This is a genomic window from Kitasatospora saccharophila (assembly GCF_039529925.1).
GTDB classification, from domain to species: domain Bacteria; phylum Actinomycetota; class Actinomycetes; order Streptomycetales; family Streptomycetaceae; genus Kitasatospora; species Kitasatospora saccharophila.
Genome location: NZ_BAAANS010000018.1, coordinates 1 through 18,988 on the forward strand (window position 1 = coordinate 1; position 18,988 = coordinate 18,988).

The window sequence follows — 18,988 nt, forward strand, 5'->3', positions numbered from 1 at the left end:
TTGAGTTCTCAAGGAACGGATGCTTCCTTCGACCGGCCTTCCGACCGTATCTCCGGGCGCTTCGTTCTTTCGTGTTCCCAGCTTATCAGAGGTTTTCGCCACCGTTTCACCGGTGTTTCCTCGAACTCGCTTTCGTTCGCCCCTCTCGGTGCGACTCCGGAACTGTACGGGGAGCGGCGGCCGTAAAGCAAATCCACCCCCGCGCCGGGTGGCACGGGGGCGGAAGGGGACGCCTGGCGTCCGGAAAGGTCAGTGGACCTCGGTGATCTCGGGGCCGCGCGAGAAGGGGTCGATCGAACCGCCGGCGTACGGCGAGTCGGGCTCGGCGGGGGCGGCGGCGCCGTCCGCGACCATCTGGGCGTCCTCGGGGAGCTTGAGGACGATGGGGTCGCGGGGGGCCATGGGGGCCTCGCCGCGGACCACGACGGTCTGGCGGAAGACCTCCTCCAGGAGTCCGGCCAGCTCGGGCTGGACGGCGGCCTGACCGGAGATCACGCCGCGGAGGAACCAGCGGGGGCCGTCGCAGCCGACGAAGCGGACCAGCTGGACGCCCTGGGTGCCGTCCGGGAGCTGCACGGGGACCTGGGCGCGGAGGTGCCAGCCGAGCGGGCCCTCCTCCTCCTCGACGGCGCCGCCCTGGCCGGTGATGCCGTTGGCGATCTCCTCGCGGACCTCGCCCCAGATGCCCTCCGACTTGGGGGCGGCGAACGCCTGGAGCTGGATGGCGCTGTTGCCCAGGACCAGGGTGGCGGCGACGATCGCGTCACCGGCGACCTCGACCCGCAGTTCCATGCCCTCGACGCCGGGGATCAGCAGGCCCCCGAGGTCGACGCGGCCCTCTTCGGGCTTCTCCAGTTCGGAGATGTCCCACGGCCCGTCCGGGCGCGGGGCCGGCGGGAGGCCGACCCGGTCGGCCGGGTCCGGTTCGACGTCGTTCTCGCTCTCGCTCTCGACGGAACCCTCGACGTCATCGGCCGTCTCGTCGGCGCTGATGGCGTCCTCGGCGAGCTGCTCGACAGCGTCCTCGCTCTTGCGACGACGGAACACGGTCACTGTCCTTCCCGGTCCAAGACCGAATCCAAGACCGAACGCGAATATCTGCTACCTGCTACCCATCGGACCGGCCGAAAACCGCTGCAATCGCCGATCGCACCGCTTCCACCCGCTCGTCGTGCCGGCTCGGCGGAACCGAGACCGCGGCGCATGCTAGACCGCGGCGTGGCCTCCGGTCGACCCGAACCCGCCTTCGGCGCGGACCGAACCCGGGAGTTCACCCACCTCGTGGAAGCGCGCCTTCTCGACCTGCTGGATGACCAGCTGGGCGATCCGGTCGCCCCGCTTGAAGCTGACGGGCTCTCGGGGGTCCAGGTTGACGACGATCACCTTGATCTCACCACGGTACCCGGCATCGACCGTCCCCGGGGCGTTCACCAGTGCAACTCCGCAGCGGACCGCGAGCCCGGAGCGGGGGTGCACGAACGCCGCGTAACCGTCCGGTAGCGCGATGGAGATGCCGGTGGGGAGCAGTGCCCGTTCGCCCGGGGCGAGTTCGGCGTCGACGGTGGTGCGCAGGTCGGCTCCGGCGTCGCCCGGGTGCTCGTAGGCGGGGAGCGGGATCTCCGGGTCGAGCCGGCGGATCAGGATGTCGACGGGCGGGCGGACGGGGTCGGTCACGGGTTCACCTCGAAGGCTCGGGCGCGTTTGATCTGGTCCGGGTCGTCCAGGACCTTCTGCACGTCCTCTGGACGACCGTGCGTGGTGAAGTGTTCCAGCTTCACCTGGATGAAGAGCGCCTGTGCCCGGATGGCGACCGGTCCTCCGGGGCCGCCGATGCGGCCCTCGGCGGCGCTGTAGACCTTGCGGCCCTGCACGCCCGTCACCCGGGCGTGGATGTGCAGCACGGAGTCGACGGGGACGGGGCGGACGAAGTCGGTCTCCAGCCGGCCGGTGACGGCGGGGGCGCCGAGCAGCCAGTTGAGCGTGCCGAGGGTCTCGTCCAGGGCGCTGACCAGGATGCCGCCGTGGGCCAGGCCGGGACCGCCCTGGTGGGCCGCCTTGACGGTGAACTGCGCGGTGACGTCCAGGTGTTCGCCCGCGACGGCGGTGAGCTGGAGGCCCTGGGGGTGCTGCGGGCCGCAGCCGAAGCACTCGTCGTAGTGGGAGCCGATGAGGGTGCCGGGCGCGGGGGCCAGCGGGGAGCGGTCGGGCAGGACGGCGTCCGCGGGCGGGGTGGTGGGGGTGCTGGGTCCGTTCACGGCGCCGACCCTACCTGTCGGTAGGTTTCCGGGACAGGCACGGATCCGGCCCGGGAAACGGGCCCCCGGGGGGCCGCCGCGGTGTGGGGAGCGCCCACAATGGAGGGCATGTACGAGGAACGTCTCACCGTCCCGCGGTCCTGGTGGCTGCTGCCCGTGGCGCTCGGGCTCTCGCTCGCGCTGATCCTGCTCCGGTTCAGCGGGGTGGGCGCACTGGTCGGGCTGGTGGTGGGGGTGGTCGCGGGTGCCGCCGCCCTGAGCAGCTACGGGTCGGCGCGGATCCGGGTGGTGCAGGGCTCGCTGGTGGCCGGACCGGCCCGGATCCCGGTGAGCGCGCTGGGCGCGGCCGAGGTGCTGAACCCGAAGGAGGCGGTGGCCTGGCGCTCGGTGAAGGCCGATCCGCGGGCGTTCATGCTGCTGCGCAGCTACGTGCCGACGGCGCTGAAGGTCGAGGTGACCGACCCGGCCGACCCGACCCCGTACCTGTACCTGTCGACCCGTTCGCCGCAGAAGCTGGCGGACGCGCTGGCCGGGGCCGCCGCGTCCGCGCGGGGCGCCGAGCGGAGCCGCTGAAAGGTACGCGGCCCGGAGCGCCCGGGCGCGCCCCGGGCCCGTGGAGCGGCCGGAGCAGACCGAAAGGGACGGCCCCACCCGAGGGTGGGGCCGTCCCTTTCGGTCTGTCTGCGAGCCCTGCGTGGGCAGGCGCGCGGCTCGCGTCCTGCCGGGTGCGACCGCTCGGGACGGTCGCTACTGCTGCCTCCGGCCCTGCTGCTCAGGGCCGGACGGGGCGGCGTACCGGGCCGGCTGAGGGGTCTCGCCCGCCCGGGCCAGTGCCGCTCCGTTTTCAGGCGCCGCAGTCCCGGCAGATCGGCTGGCCGTTCTTCTCGCTGTAGAGCTGGCTCCGGTGGTGCACCAGGAAGCAGCTCATGCAGGTGAACTCGTCGGCCTGGCGGGGCAGCACTCGAACCGAGAGTTCCTCGTTCGAGAGATCGGCGCCCGGAAGCTCCAGTCCCTCGTTGGCGTCGTACTCGTCGACGTCGACGGAGCTGGACGCCTTCTCGTTCCGACGGGCCTTGAGTTCCTCGATGCTGTCCTCGTTGAGGTCGTCATCGGTCTTGCGTGGGGTGTCGTAGTCCGTTGCCATAGTTTCGCTCTCCCCCTTTGGGTGTGTGCGGGTGTCTCCAGCGCACGTAACGCCTGGGGGGCCGGTCTTGTGCCCGACCCGAGGCCGAGATTGTGCCTTACTTCAAGCCCCGTTACTCAATCGACATCCGGACAAGGGCCCGTTGGAATGATCGAACAGGGGCCGAACACCGTCCACCGTACGGGTGAAGCGGTTCGAACCGGAACTCGTAGATCATCACGGTCCGTGGCCGACCGGCAGCACCGGGGGCGGCAACTCGGCGGCGGCAGAGGGCCCTTGGCGATCCGCCGGGGGCCCGGGGCCCGGACCCGTTGATCACCGAGCGCGACGGCCTCGCCCGAACGAGTGATCACCCGATCGAGGGAGGAGGGGAAGCCTTCCGGACAGGTGTGAGGTTCGTCACATTGGGCGCGACACTGGGCTTTTGCCGCCAAAGCGGGCCTTTCGGCGCCGGCCCGCGCCGTCGAATTGTCCGCATACCCTCCGGTACGTCCGAGCGCCCCGGCCGCCTGTCGGCGGCCGGGGTCGGGGGCGGAGGATCGGGGTCCGGGTCCGGCGGTCAGCCCCTGGCGGCGGCCGCGGCGGCGCGGCGGGCGAGCAGGGCGGCCTGGCGCTCGTCGAAGCGGGTCGCCTGGGCGTCCAGACCGGCCAGGAAGGCCCCCAGCTCGTCCTGGGCGTGCTGGCCGACCGGGCCGAGGCCGGAGACCTCCATGACCTTCAGGTGGCGCAGCACGGGCTGCAGCACGTCGTCGTGGTGGATCCGCAGGTTGTAGATGCCGCCGATGGCGATCTGGGCGGCCGAGCGCTCGAAGCCGGGCATGCCGTGGCCGGGCATCCGGAAGTTGATCACCACGTCGGCGATGGCGCGCATGGCCTGGTCGGGGGCGAGTTCAAGGGCGGCCTTGAGCAGGTTCCGGTAGAAGACCATGTGCAGGTTCTCGTCGTTGGCGATCTTGGCCAGCAGCTGGTCGCAGAGCGGGTCGCCGGAGTGGTGGCCGGTGTTGCGGTGGGCGATCCGGGTGGCCAGCTCCTGGAAGGCGACGTAGGCGACGGACTGCAGCATGCTGTGCGCGTTGTCCGACTCGAAGCCCTCGGACATGTGCGCCATCCGGGCCCGCTCCAGCTCGACCGGGTCGACGGCGCGGGTGGCCAGCAGGTAGTCGCGGATCGCTATCCCGTGCCGGCCCTCCTCGGCGGTCCAGCGGTGCACCCAGGTGCCCCAGGCGCCCTCGCGGCCGAACATGCTGGCGATCTCGTGGTGGTAGCTCGGGAGGTTGTCCTCGGTGAGCAGGTTGACCACCAGGGAGATCCGGCCCAGCGGGGTGACCTTGGACTGCTCCAGCGACCACGCCTCGCCGCCGAGCACGCCGTCGAAGTCCCGCCCCTGGCTCCACGGCACGAACTCGTGCGGCATCCACTCCTTGGCCACCTTGAGGTGGCGGTTCAGCTCGGTCTCCACGACCTCCTCCAGCGCGAGGATCAGCCTGGCGTCGGTCCAGGCGGTCGTGGCGGGTCGCTGCACGGGGGCGATGGTCACGGCGTTGCTCCTGCGAGTGGGACGGGCTGACCTACGGCTGCGTAGGTTACGACACCGTAAGTTGTCGCGGCCGCAAAAGACAAGCCGCCCCTGTCCAGCGCTTATGTCGTTCCGACACGGCTGGGCAGGGGCGGCCGGGGGAAGTCCCACGGGGCCGGATCGCCTGGACGGGGGCACCGCAGGGCCGGGGGCGGCCCGGGGGCTACGGGATGCGCACCCGCACCCGCAGGCCGCCTCCGGGGCGGGCAGTGGCCTCGATGGTGCCCCCGTGGGCGCGCACCACGGAGCGGACGATGGACAGGCCGAGCCCGACGCCCTTGTCGCTGCGGGTGCGGTCGGTGCTCTTGAGCCGCCGGAACGGCTCGAAGATGTGCTCCAGCTCGTAGCCGGGGACGACCGGGCCGGTGTTGCTCACCACCAGCTCGCCGCCACCGCCGCGGACCGCCGAGGTGGTGATCTCCACCCAGCCGCCGGGGCCGTTGTAGCGGGTGCCGTTCTGCAGCAGGTTGAGCGCGATCCGCTCCAGCAGCACGCCGTTGCCGTTCGCGGGGGCGGGCGCCAGCTCGGCGCGCAGCTCGACCTCGCGGTTGGCGGCCTCCGGCCGGGTCTGCTCCATGGCGCGCTGGGCGACCTCGGCGAGGTCGACCGGGCGGCGCTCGGTGAGCTCGTTCTCGCTCCGGGCCAGCAGCAGCAGGCCCTCGACCAGCTGCTCGCTGCGCTCGTTGGTGGCCAGCAGGGTCTTGCCGAGCTGCTGCAGGTCGGGCGAGACCTCCGGGTCGGCCAGCTGGACCTCCAGCAGGGTCCGGTTGATCGCCAGCGGGGTGCGCAGTTCGTGCGAGGCGTTGGCGACGAAGCGGCGCTGCGAGTCGAAGGCGCGGTCCAGCCGCTCCAGCATCTCGTCGAAGGTGTCGGCGAGTTCCTTGAGCTCGTCGTCCGGGCCGTCCAGGTCGATCCGGCGGTGCAGGTCGCTGCCGGCCACCTCGCGGGCGGTGCGGGTGATCCGGCCGAGCGGGTGGAGCACCCGGCCGGCCATCGCGTAGCCCACCGCGAAGGCGATCACGGCCAGGAAGACCAGGGCGGTCAGGGCGCGGCGCAGCAGGGTGGACAGGGCCTGGTTGCTGTTGCCCTCCTGGAGGGCGTTCATCGCCTGGTCCAGCGAGCTCTGGTCGCTGATCGTCTCGCCGTTGACGGTGATCGCCACGCCGCGACCCAGGGTGAGGTGCGGCAGCTGGGCCTGGTCGAAGGCGGAGCGGACGAAGTAGTACATCAGCAGCAGCAGGACCACGCCCGCCATCAGGAACATCCCGCCGTAGAGCAGGGTGAGCCGGATCCGGATGGTGGGGCGCAGCGACAGCCAGGCGAACAGGCCGTCGCCGGGGTGGTAGGTGTCGTCGGCGCGGTCGCGGTCGGAGCGGCGCGGGGGGTGCGTCGGTCGCGGGGGCACCTGGTCCGGGCCCGAGGCGGGCGTGCCGGGGGCCCCGCCGGGGAGTGGCGGGGTGGTCATGGCCGGAAGTCCTCTCAGCTGGCGGGTGTTTCGGGGGGGCGGGTCACACCCGGTAGCCGGAGCCGGGCACGGTGACGATCACCGGCGGGTCCCCGAGCTTGCGGCGCAGGGTCATCACGGTGACCCGGACCACGTTGGTGAACGGGTCGGTGTGCTCGTCCCAGGCCTTCTCCAGCAGTTGCTCGGCGGAGACCACGGCGCCGCCGGCCCGCATCAGGACCTCCAGGACGGCGAACTCCTTGGGGGCGAGCTGGACGGGCTTGCCGTCCCGGATGACCTCGCGGCGGCCGGGGTCCAGGCTGATCCCGGCGCGCTCCAGCACGGGGGGCAGCGGGACGGTGGCGCGGCGGCCCAGGGCGCGGACCCGGGCGACGAGTTCGCTGAAGGCGAACGGCTTGGGGAGGTAGTCGTCGGCGCCGATCTCCAGGCCCTCGACCCGGTCGCTGATGTCGCCGGAGGCGGTCAGCATGATCACCCGGGTGGCGAGGCCCTGCTCGACCACCCGGCGGCAGACGTCGTCGCCGTGGACGAGGGGGAGGTCCCGGTCGAGCACCACCACGTCGTAGTCGTTCACGGCGATCCGCTGCAGCGCGGCCTCCCCGTCGTAGACCACGTCGACCGCCATGGCCTCCCGGCGCAGTCCGGTGGCGACGGCCTCGGCGAGCAGCTGCTCGTCCTCCACGACGAGTACCCGCACGGTGGTTGTCCCTTCTGCTGGAGCGGCCCTGGCCGTGCTCGCCCGTGCGGGCCGTTGGTGCGCCGGGCGCGGATCCGGGCAGGCGGATCCGACGGTGCCTCCATCCTGCCTGGTCGCGCGGTAAAGCAGTCGTAAGTCCGGTGCGCCGTCCGCGAAAACGGAGCGCCCGCTACCTGTTTGGACTGTGACTCGGGCAACTTTTCCGCGAGTTGGAGGTTTCCATGGAGTGGGGGTGGGGAGGACACCTGCACACCGTGATGCCGTCGCCCCGTGACGCGTCGCGGCCACCACCACCCGCCGAGTGCCCCATCCGCACCGGCCTGGGACGGAAAGCCACCGGGTCGCGGCTCCAGTGCCGCACGAGCGCCCGACCGGAACCTGCATCCGGTCCGAGGTGCCCGCCGGGGTTTGTCGGGTCCCGAGCCGGGGGGCTGCTCGGACCGAGCCCGTCCGACACAGCAAAGGGGGCCCGTATGGACGCCTTCACCGCCGGAATCCTTCAGCGGATCAAGAACGCCGAGCAGGATCTGCACCGCGCGATCGAGTCCGGGGACGAGTTCCTGGCCGAGGTCGAGCAGTCCGAGCTGGAGGACCTCCAGCGCCTCGCCACCGAACACGGCGTGGACCCGGTCCTCGGCACGCACCGTTCCGCCGCCTGACCGCTCCCCGTCACGCACCGCCCGAGAGCCCCGGCCCGGTTCCCACCGGTCCGGGGCTCCTCACTGTCCGGGGCTCCCCACTGCCAGGGCTGGCCGCGGGCGGTCAGTCGTGCCAGGCGCCGAGCTCCTCCAGCCGGGCCTGCAGCGGCTCGAACACGCCGGGCGGGGCGGCGATCGTCAGCTCGCCGTCGGCGGGCAGGCCGGGCCGGGAGCCGGTGAGCGCGCCGGCCTCGGCGGCGATCAGCAGGCCCGCGGCGCGGTCCCAGGGGGCCAGGCCGCGCTCGTAGTAGCCGTCGAACCGGCCGGCCGCCAGGTCGCACAGGTCGACGGCGGCCGCGCCGCCGCGCCGCACGTCGCGCACCTCGCCCATCAGCGCGTGCAGCACCTCGGCCTGGCGCACCCGCCGCTCGCGCAGGTAGCCGAAGCCGGTGGCCACCAGCGCCCGCCCCCAGTCCGGGGCCGGCCGGACCGCCAGCGGGCGGTCGTCCAGGTACGCGCCGCCGCCGCGCACGGCCCGGAACAGCTCGTTCCGGGCGGGCACGAAGACCACGCCCACGACCGCCTCGCCGTCCAGCTCGGCGGCCACGCTGACCGCCCAGGAGGGCAGCCCGTACAGGTAGTTGACGGTGCCGTCGAGCGGGTCGACCACCCAGCGCACCCCGCTGGTGCCGGGGCGGTCGGCGCCCTCCTCACCGAGGTAGCCGTCGTCCGGGCGGCGGGCGGAGATCAGCTCCAGCACCAGCTTCTCGGAGGCCAGGTCCATCTCGGTCACCACGTCCACCGGGCTGCTCTTGGTGGCGGCCACCCCGAGGTCCGCGGGCCGGCCGTCGCGGAGCAGCGCACCGGCCCGGGTGGCGGCCTCGACGGCGGTGGCGAGGAGTTCCTGCAGCAGGTCGTCGGTCACTGGTCTCGGTCCTTCGGGTCTCGGGCTTGGGCGGCGGCGGGGCGGGGGGCGCGCGGGTTGGGGCAGCAGGCGGCGGGGCACAGGTCGTGGCTGGGGCCGAGGGCGCCCAGGGCGCACCGGGTGACCGGCTCGCCGCGCCGGGCGGCGGCCCGCTCCAGCACCAACTCCCGGACGGCGGCGGCGAACCGCGGGTCGGCGCCGACGGTGGCGGCCCGGGCGACCGGCAGGCCGAGTTCGGCGGCCCTGGCCACCGCCTCGGTGTCCAGGTCGTACTTGACCTCCATGTGGTCGGAGACGAAGCCGATCGGCACCATGACCACGGCCGCGGCGCCGTCCGCGTGCTGCGCCGCCAGGTGGTCGCAGACGTCCGGTTCCAGCCACGGGACGTGCGGGGCGCCGGAGCGGCTCTGGTAGACCAGCTCCCAGGGCCGGTCGGCGACTCCGGTGCGCTCGGCCACCGCGGCGGCGACCAGCCGGGCCACCTCCAGGTGCTGGGCGACGTACGCGCCGCCGGGGGTGCCGCGGGCCGGGTCGTCGGGGGCGCCGGAGGTCTCGGCCATCGCGGTCGGGATCGAGTGCGTGGTGAACGCCAGCCGGGCGGCGTCCCGCACCCCGTCCGGGAGTCCGGCGAGCGCGGTGAGGGTGGCGTCGACCATCGGCTCGACGAAGCCGGGGTGGTTGTAGAAGTGCCGCAGCTTGTCCACGGTCAGTTCCGGGCGCCCCTCGGCGGCCAGCTGCGCCAGCGCGTCGGCCAGGTTCTCCCGGTACTGCCGGCAGCCCGAGTACCCGGCGTAGGCGCTGGTGGCCAGCACCAGCACCCGGCGGTGCCCGTGGTCGGCGATCTCCCGCAGGGCGTCCACCAGGTACGGGGCCCAGTTCCGGTTGCCCCAGTACACCGGCAGGTCCAGGCCCGCGTCGGCGAAGTCCTTGCGCAGCGCGGCCAGCAGTTCGCGGTTCTGCTCGTTGATCGGGCTGACCCCGCCGAACAGGAAGTAGTGCTTGCCGACCTCGGTCAGCCGCTCCTTCGGGATGCCCCGCCCCCGGGTGACGTTCTCCAGGAAGGGCACCACGTCCTCGGGGCCCTCCGGCCCGCCGAAGGACAGCAGCAGCAGCGCGTCGTACGGCGCGGGGTCGGTCGGGCTGGGGGTGCGCGTGTCGGACATGGCTCCGATCCTGCCACCCGGAACGGGCCGTCCGGTGCACGGGCGGCCCGGTGCGGCGCCCGCCCGGCGCCCGGCTTGTCCGCGAACAACCCGGATGCGGACGATCGACCCCACTTCGTAAGCTGTGTGCACCGTGGTCGCGCATTACCGATGGTTGTGTCCCCCACCCATCGGACTCCCCGTCCACCCGCCGCCCGCCCCACCCGACCCCCACGACGTCCGACGGAGCCACCCCCCGTGCTGTCCAGCTACCGCCAGGTATTCGCCGCCCCCGGCTCCCTGGCCTTCTCCTTCACCGGGCTGATCGCCCGCCTGCCGATCTCGATGACCGGGATCGGCATCGTCACGATGCTCGGCGAGATCAAGGACTCCTTCTGGCTCGGCGGGCTGCTCTCCGCCTTCCTCGCCGTCTCCGCCGCGCTGCTCGGCCCCCGGATCTCCCGCCTGGTCGACCGGTACGGGCAGCGCCGGATCGCCCTCCCCGCCACCGCCGTCACCGTGCTCTCCGCCGCCGGACTGCTGCTCGGCGCCCACTACGGCCTGCCCGACTGGACGCTGTTCGTCTTCGCCGCCGGCATGGGCACGATGCCGAGCACCGGCTCGATGGTCCGGGCCCGCTGGGCCCACCTCTACCGGGACGAGCCGCCCAAGCTGCACACCGCGTACTCCTTCGAGGCCGTCGCGGACGAGATCTGCTTCATCGTCGGCCCGATCCTGGCCGCCACCCTGGCCACCTCGCTGTTCCCCGAGTCCGGCCTGCTGCTCGCCGGGGTCTTCCTGGTCGTCGGCGTCCTGCTGTTCACCGCCCAGCGCCGCACCGAGCCGCCCGCCCATCCGGTCGAGCACCGGGCCGACGGCTCCGTGGTGCGCGACAAGGGCCTCCAGACCCTGATCCTGACGCTCGGCGCGATCGGCGTGGTCTTCGGCTCCGTCGAGGTGGTCACCGTCGCCTTCGCCAAGGCCCAGGGGCACCCCGCCGCCTCCGGCTACGTCCTGGCCGTGTACGCGCTCGGCTCCTGCCTGGCCGGGGCGGTGTTCGGCGCGCTGAAGTTCACCGGCACGATGGACCGCCGCTTCCTGGCCGGCGTCGGCGTGATGGCCCTCGGGATGGCCCCGCTCGTGGTCGCCGCGCAACTGCTGCACGGCACCGCGGCCCTGGTGGGCGTCGGCGCCGCGCTCTTCCTCTCCGGCCTGGCCATCTCCCCCACCCTGATCACCGCCATGGCCCTGGTCGAACGGCTGGTCCCCGCCGCCCGGCTCACCGAGGGCATGACCTGGACCACCACCGGCCTCGCCCTCGGCGTCGCCGTCGGCTCCTCCGCCGCCGGCATCGTCGTCGACGCCGCCGGCAGCCCCCACGGCTACTGGGTCCCGCTCGCGGCCGCCCTCCTCGCCGCGACCGCCGCCTACGCGGGGCGCCCCCGCCTGCGCGAGCAGCTCGCGGCCGTGCGGGCACCCGCGGTGCCGGCAGCGGCCCGCTGAGAACGGCGGAAGCGAAATCAGGGACTCGGGCAAGAACGGCGGGAGGCGAAATCAGGGGCTCGGGGAACGGCGAGTCGATGCTGCTGACGGCCGGAGCCCATCGAAGTGTCCGTGCTGCTGCGTGTAGTGAACAGAACCGGAAGCCGATGCGCGCTCCGGCAGTGAACCGCTCGCAGACCGGGCCTCGCCGTTCCCCGAGCCCCTGGCGGGGGCTCTCGCCGTTCCCCGAGCCCCTGGTGGCGTCCTCCCGAGTCCGGGCGTAGACCTGCGCGTTCGTTGTGACTACGCTCCCCGTACCCACCGGTAGAACCGGAAGGTAGGACGCGCACGAGCGGGAGGCTCTGGAGATGACCGAGGTCTGGCGGAACTGGGCGGGGAACCAGAGCGCGCGGCCCGCGCGGGTGGTGGCGCCGGGCTCGGTGGAGGAGCTCTCGGCGGCGGTGGTCGCCGCCGGCCGGGCCGGGCTGCCGGTGAAGGCGGTCGGATCGGGGCACTCGTTCACGGCGATCGCGGCCGCCGGGGACGCGGTGCTGGTGCGTCCGGACCACCTGACCGCCGTCCGCTCGATCGACCGCGCCGCCGGAACGGTCACCGTCGAGTCGGGCCTGCCGCTGCACAAGCTGAACCGCCTGCTCGCGGCCGCCGGCCTCTCGCTGACGAACATGGGCGACATCGAGGTGCAGACCGTCGCGGGCGCGACCAGCACCGGCACGCACGGCACCGGCCGGGACTCCGGCTCGCTCGCGGCGCAGATCGAGGCGGTCGAGATCGTCCTCGCGGACGGCTCGGTGCGGACCTGCTCGGCGACCGAGGACCCGGAGCTGTTCCAGGGCGCGCGGCTGGGCCTGGGCGCGCTGGGCGTGGTGAGCGCGCTGACCTTCGCGGTGGAGCCGATGTTCCTGCTGAGCGCGCACGAGAAGCCGATGGGCTTCGACGAGGTGCTGCACTCCTTCGACGACCTGACGGCCGTCAACGAGCACTTCGAGTTCTACTGGTTCCCGCACACCGACCGCTGCTCGACCAAGCGGAACAACCGCAGCCAGGGCCCGGCCGAGCCGCTGCCGAAGTTCAAGGCGTGGCTGGACGACGACTTCCTGTCCAACACGGTGTGGGAGGGCGCCTGCCGGGTGGGCCGCGCGCTCCCCGGCACGATCCCGGCCATCGCCAAGGTCGCCAGCCGGGCCTGGTCGGAGCGCCGGTTCACCGACCAGGCGTACAAGGTCTACACCAGCCCGCGCAAGGTGCGCTTCATAGAGATGGAGTACGCGGTGCCGCGCGAGGCGGCGACCGAGGTGCTGCGCGAACTGAAGGCGCTGGTCGAGCGCTCGGACTGGCGGATCAGCTTCCCGGTGGAGGTGCGGGTGGCCCCGGCGGACGACCTGTGGCTGTCCACCGCGAGCGGGCGGGACAGCGCGTACATCGCCGTCCACCTGTACCGGGGCACCCGCGAACTGTCCTACTTCACCGAGGTGGAGAAGCTGATGGCCGCCCACCGGGGGCGCCCGCACTGGGGCAAGCTGCACACCCGGGACTCCGAGTACCTCTCCTCGGTCTACCCGCACTTCGCCGACTTCACGGCGCTGCGCGACAAGGTCGACCCGGAGCGCCGGTTCGCCAACGACTACCTGCGCCGGGTGCTGGGCGCCTGACCCTCCCGGCCCGCCGCCGCCCCGTCAGCCGGACGGCTGGGCCGACCCGGGCTGCGCGTCCTGCGCGTCCGGGGTGGCGGACGGCGCGGGCGCCCCGCTCGCCGGGGCCTGCCCGGACGGCTGGGCCGGGCCGCTCGGCGAGGGCCGCGCGGACGCCGCCCCGGACGGCTCGGCCGAACCGCCCGGCACCGCCGGGGGGACGGCGGACGGCGAGGCCGGGTCGCCGGACGGGGACGGCCCGGCGGACGGCTCGGCGGACGGCTCGGCGGACGGCGTGCCGTCCCGGTGCCCGTCCTCCGGCTGCCGGTCGCCGGACGGCCGCGAGGGGTTGAACGAGGTGCCGCCGCCGTCCTGTCCGGTGGTGATGTCGTGCATCGGCTTCCCGGCCGCGAGTTCCACCGCGACGATCGGCACCATCGCGAGCACGAACACCAGCCCGGAGACCGCCGCGTACGACTTCCACGTCCAGCGGCGTTTCGCGCGCAGCACCCGGGGGGCGTTCCAGTCCCGGCTGATTCCGTTCGCCGGAGCGGGCTTCGGGCGCGCGGCGGGAGTGGATTCGGTGCCGCGTTCCACCGCGTTGCGCAGTTGTTCCCCGGTGCGTTTGAAGAGGTGCTGGAAGAGCGCGCTTCCGATGGTCGCCCCCACCGAGACGACGGCCGCACCGAGTATCGTTCCGTACACTCCGAGTTCCGAAGCGAGTACCGCACCGGCCACCGCCGCCATGGCGCTCGCCGCCACCTGAGCGGCCGTCAGGTCGAGCCGTCTGCGTCCGGTCTCCTGCTCGGCCCGATCCGGTCCGTGCGCGAACTGCTGGCTCCGCTGCGGCATCCCTGTCCCTCGGTCGGTGTGTCGGAATTTCGAACAAGTCTCTCCATCTTGCCCAAAGAAGGACACAAGGGTCGAAAATCCGGTTCTCGCCGGTCGATATATGTGAAGATGATCACCGTCCGTTGATCGTCGGCGGGTCAATGGGGTGCACGGTCTTGAGATTCCGGTGATTCGCGGGAGACTTGAGCGGCGAGCCGCCCCTCCGGATGCCACGAATGGAGTACTGTTCGTGGAGCCTGAGCCTTCGGACTCGTTGTCGACGAACCGTCAGACGACTGGACCGGGCGCCCGGGAGCGATGTCGACCGTCGACGTGGCAAACAGGCAACCGTGCCACAGCGGCGCGCCCGGGTGAAAGCCCGACACGCCGGGTAACTCTGCAAGGTTGTGGCCACTCGCCAGCGGGCAGGCCACACTCAGTACGGGAGCAGCGACGCAGGTGACGTCGGCAGGCACCACCCGGGAGGTAACCGTGCCCGAACTGCGCGTCGTGGCCGTCAGCAACGACGGCACACGGCTGGTGCTCAAGGCTGCCGACAGCACGGAGTACACCCTGCCGATCGACGAGCGGCTGCGCGCCGCCGTCCGGGGTGACCGCCCGCGGCTCGGCCAGATCGAGATCGAGGTGGAGAGCCACCTCCGCCCCCGTGACATCCAGGCGCGGATACGAGCCGGTGCCTCCGCTGAGGAGGTCGCCCAGGCCGCCGGCATCTCGGTGGAACGCGTCCGCCGCTTCGAGGGCCCGGTGCTCGCCGAGCGCGCCTTCATGGCCGAGCGGGCCCGCAAGACGGCGATCCGCCGGCACGGCGAGTCCACCGGCCCGCAGCTCGGCGAGGCCGTCGCCGAGCGCCTCGCGCTGCGCGGCGCCGAGAAGGACACCGAGCGCTGGGACTCCTGGCGTCGCGACGACGGCACCTGGGAGGTCGTCCTCTGGTACCGCGCGGAGGGCGAGCACCGGCGGGCCGCCTGGTCCTACGACCCGCCGCGGCGGCTGGTCCAGCCCAACGACGACGAGGCCCGCGCGCTGATCGGCGAGAACGTCGAGCGCGAGGAGGACTCGGTCTTCCCGTTCATCCCGCGGATCGCCCGGCTCCCCCACGAGCGCCCGGCCCGCCCGATGATCGAGCGCCCCTCCGCCGACCGGATCATGCAGGTCCGCGAGGCGCGCGAGGCCACGGCCGCGGCCGCCACGGCGGCCGTCCCCGAGCGGGACTCCCTCACCAGCCTGCTGGACGTGGTCCCCTCCTACCGCGGCGACCTGACCCCGGTCGGTCCGAGCGTGGAGACCGCGGTCACCGAGGAGCCCGAGGAGGTCGAGGAGACGGCGGCCCCCGCCGCGAGCGTCGGCGCGGGCTCCGCGTACGCGGACATCCTGATGCCGCGCTCGGTGGCCCCGCACCGGGACCGCCTGGTCGGCACCACCGACCGCCAGGCCGAGGCGGACGGCGTCCGCCCGGGGCGCCGGGCGACGGTGCCGAGCTGGGACGAGATCGTCTTCGGGTCGCGGCGCAAGAAGCCCGAGTAGGGCCTCCCGCCAGAGGGTTCGCGTTCAGGGGCTCGGGGAACGGCGAGCACGGGTCTGCGCGAGGTTCACTGCCGTTGCGCGCATCTGCTTCCGGTTCCGTTGAAGACACGCAGCAGCACGGACACTTCGATGGGCTCCGGCCGTCAGCAGCATCGACCCGCCGTTCCCCGGGCCCCTGGTGGTGCATGCCCGTCTGCCGACAGTTCCCCGGGCCCCTGGTTTGGCCTGCCGCCGTTCCCTACTTCCCGGTCTCCACGGGGTTGTCCGGGTTCGCGGACCACTCGCTCCAGGAGCCCGGGTAGAGCGCGACGCCCTCGTGGCCGGCCAGGGCGAGGGCGAGGAGCTGGTGGGCGGCGGTGACGCCGGAGCCGCAGTAGACGGCGGTGCGGGCCGGGTCGGTGAGGTGGAGCGCGGCGAACCTCTCGACGAGCGCCGCCGGGGGCAGGAAGCGGCCGTCGGCGGCCAGGTTCTCGGTGGTGGGGGCGGAGGCGGCGCCGGGAACGTGGCCGGCCCGGGGGTCGATCGGTTCGGTCTCGCCGCGGTAGCGCTCGCCGGCCCGGGCGTCGAGCAGCAGGCCGGTGCGGGCGAGTTCGGCCGCGCCGCTCGCGTCGACGGTGGGCAGGTGGCCGGGCTCGACCTTGAAGTCGCCGTCGCCGGGGGCCGGGGTCTCGGTGCTGAGCGGGTGCCCGGCGGCGGTCCAGGCGGCGAGTCCGCCGTCGAGGACGCGGACGTCGCCGTGGCCGGCCCAGCGCAGCAGCCACCAGGCGCGGGCGGCGGAGAGCGCGGGACCCGCGTCGTAGGCGACGACGGGACGGTCGGCGGTGACGCCGGCCCGGCGCAGGGCGGTGGCCAGGCGCTCGGGGTCGGGCAGCGGGTGGCGGCCGGCCGGGCCGGGCGGGTCGGCGAGTTCGCGGTCGAGGTCGACGTAGTGCGCGCCGGGCAGGTGGCCCTTGGCGTACTCCTCGGCTCCGGGCGGGCCGCCGAGCGCCCAGCGGATGTCGAGCAGGACGGGCGGGCGCTCGGTGCCGAGCGCGTCGGCGAGTTCGGCGACGGTGATCAGGGGCGAGGTCATGCCGCCATTGTGGCGTGCGGGGGCGGCCGTCGGGGCGGGCCCGGCGATCGCGTCACCCGGTGAAACGTTCTCCTCCGCAGGGCGCTCAGCCCTCGAAGGGGAGGACGTCCGGGGAGAGGACCGCGGCGCGGGAGGTGGCGGCGGTGAGGCGGCGGCGGTGGTGCCGGCGGCAGAGCACCTCGTAGCCGATCTCGTCCTCGTTGACGGCGACGTCCCCGACCACGACCTGCGCGCCCTCGACCACCATGACGCCGCCGACGGTGCGGGCGTTGTGGGTGGCCCGGGCGCCGCACCAGCAGAGCGCCTCGACCTGGAGGACCTCGACCCGGTCGGCGAGCTCGATCAGCCGCTGGGAGCCGGGGAAGAGCTTGGTGCGGAAGTCGGTGGTGATCCCGAAGGTGAACACGTCGATGCCCAACTCGTCGACGATCCGGGCGAGTTGGTCGATCTGTGCGGCGGAGAAGAACTGTGCCTCGTCGCAGATCAGGTAGTCGACCTTGCCGCCGGCCGAGAGCAGGTGGACGACGTACGCCTGGAACTCGAAGTCGTCGCCGACCTCGACGGCGTCGGCGCGCAGGCCGAGGCGGCTGGAGATGGTGGCGGTGCCGGCCCGGTCGTGGCGGGTGAAGATGATGCCCTGGCGGCCGCGGGCCGCGTGGTTGTGGTCCATCTGGAGGGCGAGCGTCGACTTGCCGCAGTCCATCGTGCCCGAGAAGAACACCAGTTCAGCCATGGGTGGGCAGCAGCCTTTCGGGCGAGGGGGTCAACGGGCGGGCTCAGCCGCGGACTTCGAGCAGCGGCACGAGCTGTTCGACGGGGGTCATCGAGCCGTGCAGGCCGACCATCTGGGACTCGCCGGGCTCGCTACGGGTCGCGACGATCGCGATGTCGTCGCGGGCGGCGGCGACCACGTCGCCGATCCGGGGCAGCACCCGCTCGTCCACCGAGGGGCCGAACCAGCCCGCGGCGACGGCCTGTTCGCGGGTGGCGACCCACATCTGCTCGCCGAGCACCTCGCTCCACACGGCGTGCACGTCGGCGGCCGCGCCGGGGTGGGCGTAGACGTGGCGGGCCCGGCCCTCGCCGCCGAGCAGGGCGACGCCGGCCGACAGCTCCCAGTCCTCGTCGAAGTCGATCCGGTCCTCCGGGGCGACGTCGATCATGCCGTGGTCGGCGGTGACGTACAGCGCGGAGCGCGGCGGGAGCTGCTCGGCGAGGCGGCGGGCGAGGCGGTCGACCGTGAAGAGGGTGAGCCGCCACTCGTCGGAGGCGACGCCGAACCGGTGCCCGGCGGCGTCGAGTTCGCTCAGGTACGTGTAGACCAGGGCGCGGTCGTGCTCGGCCAGCCAGGCGGCGGCCCGGTCGATGCGCTCCTCGCCGGTGGTGCGGCCGAGGAAGGTGCCGCCGGAGAGCGCGACCTGGGTCAGCGGGGTGGAGGCGAACAGCGGGGAGGAGACCTGGGCGGTGGCCACCCCGGCCTGGTGGGCCCGTTCGAAGACGGTGGGGTACGGCTGCCAGGCGTGCGGGTCGACCGGCGGGTTCCAGCGCAGCTGGTTCATCAGCCGGCCGCTCTCCGGGATCATCACCGTGTACCCGGCCAGGCCGTGCTGCCCGGGCGGCAGGCCGGTGCCGACCGAGGCCAGCGAGGTGGCGGTGGTGGACGGGAAGCCGGCGGTGATCGGGGCGCGCCCGGCGGTCAGCGAGTTGAGGAAGGGCGCCCAGTCGGGGTTGGCCCGGATCAGCTCCCAGCCGAGGCCGTCGACCAGGAACACGCAGACCCGGTCGGCGGGTTCGAGCGGCAGCACGGGGCGGTAGCCGGGCACGCCGAGGCCCGCCGCGAGGGTGGGCAGCAGGTCGGAGAGCGAGGCGCAGCCGTAGCGCGGGGCGGGGGCGTCGGCCGGGTCGAGCGGGTCGAAATGGTCCTCGTGGTGCATGCCGGTCAGCCGTTGGCCACGGTCGCCTCGGACAGCGCCCGGGCGAACACCAGCGCCTGGGCGACCGTCTCCGGTCCGTCCCCGGCCTCGCTGACCCGCAGCGACAGGTCGTCGGCGGTGGCGGAGCCGGTGTAGCCGTGGTCGGCGTCGCAGTTCGGGTCGGAGCAGCCGGCCGGCTCCAGGTCGAGGCGCTGCACGGCGCCCCAGCCGATGGTGAGGACGACCTCGCGCGGCGGGGTGCCGGGGGTGTACGTCTCGGGGTTGGCGACCATCCGGCTGACCACGACGGAGGTGATCCGGTCGAGGCGGACCGTCTCGGTGGAGGTGGTGGCGTACGGGACGGGGGTGGCCGCGTCGCCGTTCTGCTCGTCGGTGTGGCTGACCACGAAGCGGGACGCGGTGAGCACCAGCACGGTGACGTGCCGGCGGACCTCGTTGGCGTCGAAGGTGGTCTCCTGGTGCACCAGGTACGAGGTGATCGGCTCGGGGCCCACCGCGGACTCCACCGCCTCGGAGACCAGCGCCGGGTAGTAGCCGCTGCGCTCGATCGCGGACCGCAGGTCCTGCGTGGTGGTACCGGTCTTCGCCATATCTCCATCCTGGCATGTCCCGCCGCTGCGGCGGGTGGCACTG

Annotated in this window: 19 protein-coding genes; 5 read left to right on the forward strand and 14 right to left on the reverse strand. The window is 73.3% G+C overall.

Features of this window, described 5'->3' with window-relative positions:
• Positions 1–249: 249 nt before the first annotated feature.
• The 3 genes from ABD345_RS15100 to ABD345_RS15110 form a co-directional block, all read right to left on the reverse strand.
• Positions 250–1,047: a DUF3710 domain-containing protein gene (locus ABD345_RS15100; RefSeq protein WP_344552586.1), complete on the reverse strand. Its 798-nt coding sequence runs from the start codon at positions 1,045–1,047 to the stop codon at positions 250–252.
• 159 nt (positions 1,048–1,206) lie between these two features.
• Complete coding sequence (gene dut, locus ABD345_RS15105) at positions 1,207–1,674, reverse strand: dUTP diphosphatase (protein WP_344552587.1); 468 nt, start codon at positions 1,672–1,674, stop codon at positions 1,207–1,209.
• Positions 1,671–2,255, reverse strand: coding sequence for a PaaI family thioesterase (locus tag ABD345_RS15110; protein WP_344552588.1), 585 nt, complete (start codon positions 2,253–2,255; stop codon positions 1,671–1,673). Before ABD345_RS15110 ends, dut begins: the two co-directional genes overlap by 4 nt.
• A 108-nt stretch (positions 2,256–2,363) precedes the next feature.
• Here ABD345_RS15110 and ABD345_RS15115 point away from each other — a divergent pair, with 108 nt between their 5' ends.
• Positions 2,364–2,828 (forward strand): DUF3093 domain-containing protein, encoded by a 465-nt coding sequence (locus tag ABD345_RS15115; RefSeq protein ID WP_380274802.1) that lies wholly within the window; start codon positions 2,364–2,366, stop codon positions 2,826–2,828.
• Between the two features lie 271 nt (positions 2,829–3,099).
• Here ABD345_RS15115 and ABD345_RS15120 read toward each other — a convergent pair whose 3' ends face one another.
• The 4 genes from ABD345_RS15120 to ABD345_RS15135 form a co-directional block, all read right to left on the reverse strand.
• Positions 3,100–3,399, reverse strand: coding sequence for a DUF4193 domain-containing protein (locus ABD345_RS15120; RefSeq protein WP_014138508.1), 300 nt, complete (start codon positions 3,397–3,399; stop codon positions 3,100–3,102).
• 559 nt (positions 3,400–3,958) lie between these two features.
• The gene (locus ABD345_RS15125) at positions 3,959–4,936 is read right to left on the reverse strand and encodes an acyl-ACP desaturase (protein ID WP_344552590.1); all 978 of its coding nucleotides are present in this window, start codon (positions 4,934–4,936) and stop codon (positions 3,959–3,961) included.
• 202 nt (positions 4,937–5,138) lie between these two features.
• A complete protein-coding gene (locus tag ABD345_RS15130; RefSeq protein ID WP_344552591.1) occupies positions 5,139–6,440 on the reverse strand; it encodes a sensor histidine kinase in 1,302 nt (433 codons plus the stop codon).
• 43 nt (positions 6,441–6,483) lie between these two features.
• A complete protein-coding gene (locus ABD345_RS15135; RefSeq protein ID WP_030458051.1) occupies positions 6,484–7,137 on the reverse strand; it encodes a response regulator transcription factor in 654 nt (217 codons plus the stop codon).
• Positions 7,138–7,610: 473 nt separating this feature from the next.
• Between ABD345_RS15135 and ABD345_RS15140 the strand changes: the two genes are divergently transcribed.
• On the forward strand, positions 7,611–7,796 hold the full coding sequence (locus ABD345_RS15140) for a hypothetical protein (protein WP_030458050.1): 186 nt from the start codon (positions 7,611–7,613) through the stop codon (positions 7,794–7,796).
• 103 nt (positions 7,797–7,899) lie between these two features.
• Here the strand turns inward: ABD345_RS15140 and ABD345_RS15145 are convergent, their stop codons facing one another.
• Together ABD345_RS15145 and ABD345_RS15150 are read right to left on the reverse strand one after the other, a co-directional pair.
• Positions 7,900–8,700 (reverse strand): inositol monophosphatase family protein, encoded by an 801-nt coding sequence (locus ABD345_RS15145; RefSeq protein WP_344552592.1) that lies wholly within the window; start codon positions 8,698–8,700, stop codon positions 7,900–7,902.
• A complete protein-coding gene (locus ABD345_RS15150) occupies positions 8,697–9,863 on the reverse strand; it encodes a ferrochelatase (RefSeq protein WP_344552594.1) in 1,167 nt (388 codons plus the stop codon). The genes ABD345_RS15145 and ABD345_RS15150 overlap by 4 nt, the downstream gene beginning before the upstream one ends.
• A gap of 237 nt (positions 9,864–10,100) precedes the next feature.
• Between ABD345_RS15150 and ABD345_RS15155 the strand changes: the two genes are divergently transcribed.
• Positions 10,101–11,345: an MFS transporter gene (locus ABD345_RS15155; RefSeq protein ID WP_344552595.1), complete on the forward strand. Its 1,245-nt coding sequence runs from the start codon at positions 10,101–10,103 to the stop codon at positions 11,343–11,345.
• A 347-nt stretch (positions 11,346–11,692) separates the two neighbouring features.
• Complete coding sequence (locus tag ABD345_RS15160) at positions 11,693–12,994, forward strand: D-arabinono-1,4-lactone oxidase (RefSeq protein ID WP_344552596.1); 1,302 nt, start codon at positions 11,693–11,695, stop codon at positions 12,992–12,994.
• A gap of 24 nt (positions 12,995–13,018) precedes the next feature.
• Here ABD345_RS15160 and ABD345_RS15165 read toward each other — a convergent pair whose 3' ends face one another.
• Entirely contained in the window at positions 13,019–13,825 is an 807-nt protein-coding gene (locus ABD345_RS15165) for a hypothetical protein (protein WP_344552597.1), read from the reverse strand.
• A 438-nt stretch (positions 13,826–14,263) separates the two neighbouring features.
• Here ABD345_RS15165 and sepH point away from each other — a divergent pair, with 438 nt between their 5' ends.
• Positions 14,264–15,349: a septation protein SepH gene (gene sepH, locus ABD345_RS15170; RefSeq protein ID WP_344552598.1), complete on the forward strand. Its 1,086-nt coding sequence runs from the start codon at positions 14,264–14,266 to the stop codon at positions 15,347–15,349.
• 238 nt (positions 15,350–15,587) lie between these two features.
• Here sepH and ABD345_RS15175 read toward each other — a convergent pair whose 3' ends face one another.
• The 4 genes from ABD345_RS15175 to ABD345_RS15190 form a co-directional block, all read right to left on the reverse strand.
• Complete coding sequence (locus ABD345_RS15175; RefSeq protein WP_344552599.1) at positions 15,588–16,421, reverse strand: sulfurtransferase; 834 nt, start codon at positions 16,419–16,421, stop codon at positions 15,588–15,590.
• Positions 16,422–16,506: 85 nt separating this feature from the next.
• Positions 16,507–17,154 (reverse strand): thymidine kinase, encoded by a 648-nt coding sequence (locus ABD345_RS15180; protein ID WP_344552601.1) that lies wholly within the window; start codon positions 17,152–17,154, stop codon positions 16,507–16,509.
• A 43-nt stretch (positions 17,155–17,197) separates the two neighbouring features.
• A complete protein-coding gene (locus tag ABD345_RS15185) occupies positions 17,198–18,355 on the reverse strand; it encodes an alkaline phosphatase family protein (protein ID WP_344552602.1) in 1,158 nt (385 codons plus the stop codon).
• Between the two features lie 5 nt (positions 18,356–18,360).
• On the reverse strand, positions 18,361–18,945 hold the full coding sequence (locus tag ABD345_RS15190) for a DUF5998 family protein (RefSeq protein ID WP_014138494.1): 585 nt from the start codon (positions 18,943–18,945) through the stop codon (positions 18,361–18,363).
• Positions 18,946–18,988: the final 43 nt, after the last annotated feature.